Source organism: Streptomyces sp. NPDC006529 (assembly GCF_040611795.1).
Taxonomy (GTDB): Bacteria; Actinomycetota; Actinomycetes; order Streptomycetales; family Streptomycetaceae; genus Streptomyces.
Map to the genome: position 1 here is coordinate 355,846 of NZ_JBEXPB010000002.1, position 7,087 is coordinate 362,932.

Consider the following 7,087-nt stretch of genomic DNA (forward strand, 5'->3'; position numbering starts at 1 on the left):
GACGGCATTCGACCGAAATCCGGCCCTCGTCCGGGGAACTCAGGGGCGGGTCATGCGCAGCACGTCGAGGGCCTCGTCGAGCTGTTCGAGGGTGAGCGAGCCGCGTTCCACATAGCCGGACTCCAGGACGACCTCGCGGATCGTCCTGCGCTCCGCGAGCGCCTTCTTGGCGACCTTGGCCGCCTCCTCGTAGCCGATGTAGCGGTTCAGCGGGGTCACCACGGAGGGCGAGGACTCCGCGTACTCCCTGGCCCGGGCCGCGTTGGCGGTGATTCCGTCGACCGTGCGGTCGGCCAGCAGCCGGCTCACGTTGCCCAGCAGCCGCACCGACTCCAGGAGGTTGCGGGCCATCACCGGCAGCATCACGTTCAGCTCGAAATTGCCCGCCGCGCCCGCCACCGCGACCGTGGTGTCGTTTCCGGTCACCTGGGCGGCCACCATGAGGACGGCCTCCGCGACGACCGGATTGACCTTTCCGGGCATGATCGAAGAGCCCGGCTGGAGATCCGGGAGATTGATTTCGGCCAATCCGGTGCGCGGTCCCGAGGCCATCCAGCGCAGATCGTTGGCGATCTTCGTGAGCGAGACGGCGATCGTACGGAGCATGCCGGAGGTCTCCACCAGCGCGTCCCGCGCCCCCTGGGCCTCGAAGTGGTTGCGCGCCTCGGTGAGCGGCAGCCCGGTAGCGGCGGCCACCTCGGCGATCACCGCGGCGGAGAACCCGGGCGGGGTGTTGATCCCGGTGCCGACCGCGGTGCCGCCCAGCGGCAGTTCGGCGAGCCGGGGCAGCGCCGCCCGGAGCCGCTCGACGCCGTAGCGCACCTGGGCCGCGTAGCCGCCGAACTCCTGTCCCAGCGTCACCGGGGTGGCGTCCATCAGGTGGGTGCGGCCCGCTTTGACCACCTCGGCGAAGGCCTCGGCCTTGCGCTCCAGGGCGGCCGCGAGGTGCTCCAGGGAGGGGATCAGCTCGCCGGTGACGGCGGCGGTGGCGGCGATGTGGATCGAGGACGGGAAGACGTCGTTGGAACTCTGCGAGGCGTTGACGTGGTCGTTGGGGTGCACGTCGCGGCCGAGCCGCTCGGTGGCCAGCGTCGCGATCACCTCGTTGGCGTTCATGTTGGACGAGGTCCCGGACCCGGTCTGGAAGACGTCCACCGGGAAGTGCGCGTCCCAGCGCCCCTCGGCCACCTCGGCGGCGGCCGACCGGATGGCCCCGGCGATGTCCGCGTCCAGGACGCCCAGCTCCGCGTTGACCTTCGCGGCCGCGGACTTGACCCGGGCGAGGGCGGCGATGTGCGCGCGCTCCAGGCGCTGCCCCGAGACGGGGAAGTTCTCCACGGCGCGCTGCGTCTGGGCGCGCCACTTGGCGTCGGCGGGAACCCTCACCTCGCCCATCGAATCGTGCTCCACGCGGAATCCGGCGTCCTCGCGGCCCTGCTGGTTCTCGGTCATGTTCGTGGCCTCCTCAAAAAGTTGAGCAATTGTCGTGTTCGAAGTGTTCCCAACTCCCCTACCGGCCAGTAAATACCGGGGGTAACACCTGACACCGGGGAGACATCCATGGCCCGCACCACACCCAGGCTCAGATCTACCTTCGCCGCGGCCGCCGCGATCGCGGCCGCCCTCGGCGGCGTCACCGCCATCACCCCCATGGCCCAGGCGGCCACCGCCGCCCCGGCCGCGGCGACGGCCCTCCCGCCCGAACTGGAGGCGATCCGCGCCGCGGAGGCCACCAGGATCTACGGGGACCCGGCGATCCGCCCGGTGGCCGACCGCAAGACCGGTCTCATCTCGCTCGGCGACAGCGAGATCTCCGGCGAGGGGGTGGGCGCGTACGACCCCGCGACCAACACCTCCTCCAACCAGTGCCACCGCTCGCCGGACTCGGCCATCCACCGCACCGGCATCCCCGCCGACCTCACCTTCAACGTGGCCTGCTCCGGCGGCTACACCGGCAACATCCGGATCGGCGGCAGCAAGCAGTACGCCGACGAGCTGGTCCAGAGCGACAACCTCGCCATCAAGGCCCGCAACACCCGGATCAAGATGGTCCTGCTGGTCGCCGGGGCCAACGACGACCTCCAGTTCGGCCCCGTCATGACCGACTGCGTCACCCGCTGGGTGCTCAGCCAGGGCACCTGCGAGCCCAAGTACGGCCCCGGCTGGCAGGCCCGGGTGGACGGCCTGCGCCCCAAGGTCGAAGCGACCGTCGCCGACCTCAAGACCGTCATGCGCGGCGCCGGTTACGCCGACACCGACTACAAGCTCGTCGTGATGGGCTACCCGAGCCCGATCGGCCCCGACTTCAACGACAACCCGAACTTCCCCGGCAAGCTCCCCGGCGGCTGCGCGGGTTACGACTCGGACGCCTCGTGGGGCCGCAACTACGCGGTACCCGCCTTCGAGAAGGGCATGCGCGCCGCCGCCCTCGCCTCCGGCGCCACCTACCTGGACAACTCGCGGCTCTTCAACGGCCACGAGGTCTGCATGGAGGACGCCTGGGCCCGCGGCCTCTACCTGGACCTCGGCGACCACTTCCCGTGGGACGAGAACACCGCCCGCCAGTCCTTCCACCCCAACGCCCGCGGCCACGCCGCCTTCGCGTCCTGCCTGACCCAGCTCTACGGCTCGGGCCTGCGCGAAGCCTCCTGCGCCGACCCGGCGAGCACCGGCACCCCCGTCCTGCAGGCCGGGGCCTGGGACGACCTCTACAAGCCGCTGAAGAACGCCGGGACCGGCACCTGCGTCGACACCAACGCCGGCTCCAGCGCCAACGGCACCGCGCTCCTCGGCTGGGACTGCCACGGCGGCCGCAACCAGGGCTGGTGGTACGACGCCCCCCGCAAGTCGCTCCACGTCGAGCTGACCCAGGACCGCTGCCTGGACGCCCCCGGCGGCAACTACGCCGCGGGCACCGCCCTCGTCCTCTGGAACTGCCACGGCGGCGCGAACCAGCAGTTCGTCCGTGACGGAGCCACCCTCCACCCGCAGGCGGCCCCCGGCATGTGCCTCACCGTGGCCGCCGCCCACGACCCGGTCCGCCTCCAGCCCTGCAACGGCTCGGCGAACCAGCGCTTCGCGTAACCACCCCGGCGGGCCGACACCCCCGTAGGCCCGCACCCCCGCACCCCCACCCGGCCGGCGCACCCCGGCCGGGTGTTTCCGTACCCGCGCCCGCCCGACGCCTGAGCCCGGATGGCATCGAGAAGTGGATACGCTGGCCCGGGTACCCCTTGGAGGACACCGTGACCACACAGCCGGACCCCGGCGCGGCACTCATCCCGCGCCCCGAGCGCACCCCGGACGCCGTGCGTGTCGCCCTCGCCCGCATCGCCCCGCACCGCTTGGCGGAGCTGGAGCAGCACAAGGAGAACGCGCTGGCCGCCGCGATCCGCAGCGGAAAGGTCGGCCACCTCACCCACTGGCTCGACTGGTGGATGCGCGAGGTCGAGATCGAACGGCGCCCGGACCTCTTCGGCCGACGCAACGAAGCTCTGGGCGCCATCCACCGCACCACCGGCAAGGAAGATCCGGGCTTTCGCTCCGCCATGGACGAACTGGCCGCAGTCGAGGCCGAGGCGGAGCAGGCGGTGACCGGGTGACCTGGAGGTGGGAGTACGACCCCAGCGAGGAGCACGTCGCGGCCGGCGCCCCGCCGGCCTTCGTAGCCGAAGTGGAAAAGGCCGCCGACGAGCTCGTACGAGCAGCCGAGGCTCTGTACCTGGACGGTAGGGCCTACCGCGAGATGGGGCCGAAGGGTGCCGTGACGAACCTTGACGACGGCATGTTCGTTTACCTGACCGTCCCCAGGAGCCAGTGCGTGTACATCCGGCAGGTGACCTGCCTATAGCCGGGGCGGCGGCGCCGCCCCGGCTGGGGAGGGCTACGCCAGGCCCGGGCCGCGGACCGGGATGTGGGTGAAGGTGGGCTCCGGGGCCGGGTTCTGGAAGAAGTCGTTGCCCTTGTCGTCGACCACGATGAAGGCGGGGAAGTCCTCGACCTCGATCCGCCAGACCGCCTCCATGCCCAGCTCCTCGTACTCCAGGACCTCGACCTTCTTGATGCAGTCCTGCGCGAGGCGGGCCGCCGGGCCGCCGATCGAGCCGAGGTAGAAGCCGCCGTGCGCGGCGCACGCGTCGGTCACCTGCTGCGAGCGGTTGCCCTTGGCCAGCATGACCTTCGAGCCGCCCGCCGCCTGGAACTGCTCGACGTAGGAGTCCATCCGGCCGGCCGTGGTCGGGCCGAAGGAGCCGGACGCGTAGCCCTCGGGGGTCTTCGCCGGGCCCGCGTAGTACACCGGGTGGTCCTTCAGGTACTGCGGCATCGGCGCACCCGAGTCCAGCAGCTCCTTGATCTTGGCGTGCGCGATGTCGCGCGCCACGACCAGCGGGCCGGTCAGGGACAGGCGGGTCTTGACCGGGTGCCGGGTGAGGGTGGCGAGGATGTCGTCCATCGGCTGGTTCAGGTCGATGGAGACGACGTCCGCGGACTCGTTCAGGTGCTCGTCGGTGGTCTCGGGGAGGAACCGGGCCGGGTCGCGCTCCAGCTGCTCCAGGAAGACGCCCTCCGCGGTGATCTTCGCGGTGGCCTGGCGGTCGGCCGAGCAGGACACGGCGATCGCGACGGGCAGCGAGGCGCCGTGGCGCGGCAGGCGCACCACGCGCACGTCGTGGCAGAAGTACTTGCCGCCGAACTGGGCGCCGATGCCGATCTTCTGCGTCAGCTCGAAGACCTGCTGCTCCAGGGCCTCGTCGCGGAAGCCGTGGCCCAGCGCCGAGCCCTCGGTGGGCAGTTCGTCCAGGTAGTGCGCCGAGGCGTACTTCGCGGTCTTGAGCGCGTGCTCCGCCGAGGTGCCGCCGACCACGATCGCCAGGTGGTAGGGCGGGCAGGCCGCGGTACCGAGCGAGCGGATCTTCTCCTCCAGGAACTTCATCATGGAGGCCTCGTTGAGGACCGCCTTGGTCTCCTGGTAGAGGAAGGACTTGTTGGCCGAGCCGCCGCCCTTGGCCATGAAGAGGAACTTGTACGCGCCGCCGTCGGTGGCGTACAGCTCGATCTGCGCGGGCAGGTTCGAGCCGGTGTTCTTCTCCTCCCACATGGTCAGCGGGGCCATCTGCGAGTACCGCAGGTTCAGCCGGGTGTAGGCGTCGTAGATGCCGCGCGAGAGCGCCGCCTCGTCGCCGCCCGAGGTCAGCACGTTCTGGCCGCGCTTGCCCATCACGATCGCGGTGCCGGTGTCCTGGCACATCGGCAGCACGCCCGCCGCCGCGATGTTCGCGTTCTTCAGCAGGTCGAGGGCGACGAACTTGTCGTTCGCCGACGCCTCGGGGTCGTCGATGATCCGGCGCAGCTGCGCGAGGTGCGCGGGGCGCAGGAAGTGCTGGATGTCATGGATGGCCTCTTCGGCGAGCAGGCGCAGCGCCTCGGGCTCGACCTTGAGGAACGTACGGCCGTCGGCCTCGAAGGTGGAGACGCCCTCCGCGGTCACCAGCCGGTAGGGGGTGGTGTCCTCGCCCAGGGGCAGCAGGTCGGTGTACGCGAACTCCGGCATCGTGTGGCCATTCCTCACTCGGCAGACAGCGCGCTGACGCCCGATTGGCAGCGCGCCCACCAGCCTAGGACCTCTTTCCCCGGCTTCCTCTGTGAGGTAAGGCTCACTCGCCAGTATCGCGATCTATCGTGTCTCGCTATGCTGGCGGACGTGGACCTCGAAAAGCACCCCGCCGCGCCCGTGCCCGTCGCCGCGCCCGCGCCCGCGGCCGACTCCGCGTCCGTCGCGCTGCGCGCCTCCGACGCCGACCGCGACCGCATCGCGGGGATCATCGGCGACGCCCTCGCCGAGGGCCGGCTGACCGCCGAGGAGCACGCGGAGCGCCTCGACTCCCTCTACGCCGTCAAGACGGTGGCCGAACTGGAGGTGCTGGTGCGCGACCTCCCGGCGGCCCCGGGAGCCGCTCACGCCCCGCCCGCGCCCGCAGCCGGTCCGGCCTGGCCGGTTTCCGGCCCGCCCGCTGGCGCGTACGCCGAGAACGTGGTGGCGGTCTTCAGCAGCTCGGCCCGCAAGGGCCGCTGGCGCCCGGCGGCGCGCACCCGGGCCGTCTCGGTCTTCGGCGACATCACCCTCGACCTCAGCGAGGCCGTCTTCGAGCAGCAGGTCACCGAGATCAACGTGACCTGCGTCCTCGGCAACGTCGAGGTCCGCGTCCCGGAGAACGTGACCCTGCGGGGCTACGGCAGCGGCGTGCTCGGGAACTTCGAGGTCCGCGGCGAGGGGGAGTCCGCCACCGACCCGCAGGCGCCCGTCGTGATCGTCCGCGGCTTCACCGTCCTCGGCAACATCGAGGCGCGCCGCAAGCGGGGGGCCCGGCTCGTCGACCTCGCGGACCGGTTCCGCAAGCGGCTGGGCTGACGACGGATGGCCGGGCGCGTCCGGTGGTGCCGGGGGCGCCGGCGGTCGCGAGCACGGCCGAAATGGTTCCGTTTGGCTTCCGCATACGGCGGATTCCGGTCGAACTTCCGCCGGGTGGCACACAGTGCATAGGGGCGCGTACAGCGGGTAGGGACAGGTGCATCGTCTCTCGCTCGCGAATACGTCGTCAGGAGTAGACCGTGCAGCATCCGCCGCATCAGTCCCTGCAGGTAGCCACCGTGCAGAGCGTCCGGGGTATTCCGGGCCCACGGACGCCCGCGAGGGAAGAGGACGGCCCATGGCACGCGGAGGCGGTGTGCCGCAGGGACGAGGCGGGGCTCTTCTTCGCCCCCTCGAAGGAACCGACCGCGGCGCGGCTCGCGCGCGAGGAGGCGGCCAAGCGGGTCTGCGCCCGCTGCCCCGTGATGGTGGCCTGCCGGGAGCACGCGCTGCTCCAGCCGGAGCCGTACGGGGTGTGGGGCGGGCTCACCGCCGCCGAGCGGCGCGTGGTGCTGGCCCGGCGGCGGCGGCGGGCCGCCGAGCTTCGGCAGGGGCCGGGGTCCGAGCCGGTCGCTGCCGCGGGCTGAGCGGGGCGCCGGCCGCGGGCTGAGCCGGTCGCTGCCGCGGGGTCGCCGGTGCGGCGCCGTTGCCGGGGGCTCCGCCCCCGGGCCCGTGGTC

General features: G+C 71.8%; 7 protein-coding genes. 5 read left to right on the forward strand and 2 right to left on the reverse strand.

The features are described 5' to 3' along the window. Nucleotides 1-39 precede the first annotated feature (39 nt). A complete protein-coding gene (locus ABZY31_RS03610) occupies nt 40-1,452 on the reverse strand; it encodes a class II fumarate hydratase (RefSeq protein ID WP_356404380.1) in 1,413 nt (470 codons plus the stop codon). A gap of 108 nt (nt 1,453-1,560) precedes the next feature. Between ABZY31_RS03610 and ABZY31_RS03615 the strand changes: the two genes are divergently transcribed. The 3 genes from ABZY31_RS03615 (at nt 1,561) to ABZY31_RS03625 (ending at nt 3,850) form a co-directional block, all read left to right on the forward strand. Further along, complete coding sequence (locus ABZY31_RS03615; protein WP_356404382.1) at nt 1,561-3,084, forward strand: ricin-type beta-trefoil lectin domain protein; 1,524 nt, start codon at nt 1,561-1,563, stop codon at nt 3,082-3,084. 161 nt (nt 3,085-3,245) lie between these two features. Continuing rightward, the gene (locus tag ABZY31_RS03620; RefSeq protein ID WP_356404384.1) at nt 3,246-3,602 is read left to right on the forward strand and encodes a hypothetical protein; all 357 of its coding nucleotides are present in this window, start codon (nt 3,246-3,248) and stop codon (nt 3,600-3,602) included. Then, a complete protein-coding gene (locus ABZY31_RS03625; RefSeq protein ID WP_356404386.1) occupies nt 3,599-3,850 on the forward strand; it encodes a hypothetical protein in 252 nt (83 codons plus the stop codon). Before ABZY31_RS03620 ends, ABZY31_RS03625 begins: the two co-directional genes overlap by 4 nt. 33 nt (nt 3,851-3,883) lie before the next feature. Here the strand turns inward: ABZY31_RS03625 and ABZY31_RS03630 are convergent, their stop codons facing one another. Beyond that, nucleotides 3,884-5,551: a fumarate hydratase gene (locus ABZY31_RS03630; RefSeq protein WP_356404388.1), complete on the reverse strand. Its 1,668-nt coding sequence runs from the start codon at nt 5,549-5,551 to the stop codon at nt 3,884-3,886. Nucleotides 5,552-5,701: 150 nt separating this feature from the next. Between ABZY31_RS03630 and ABZY31_RS03635 the strand changes: the two genes are divergently transcribed. Continuing rightward, on the forward strand, nt 5,702-6,409 hold the full coding sequence (locus ABZY31_RS03635; RefSeq protein WP_356404390.1) for a DUF1707 domain-containing protein: 708 nt from the start codon (nt 5,702-5,704) through the stop codon (nt 6,407-6,409). 200 nt (nt 6,410-6,609) lie between these two features. Next, entirely contained in the window at nt 6,610-6,996 is a 387-nt protein-coding gene (locus ABZY31_RS03640) for a WhiB family transcriptional regulator (protein ID WP_356404392.1), read from the forward strand. The last annotated feature ends 91 nt before the right edge of the window (nt 6,997-7,087 follow it).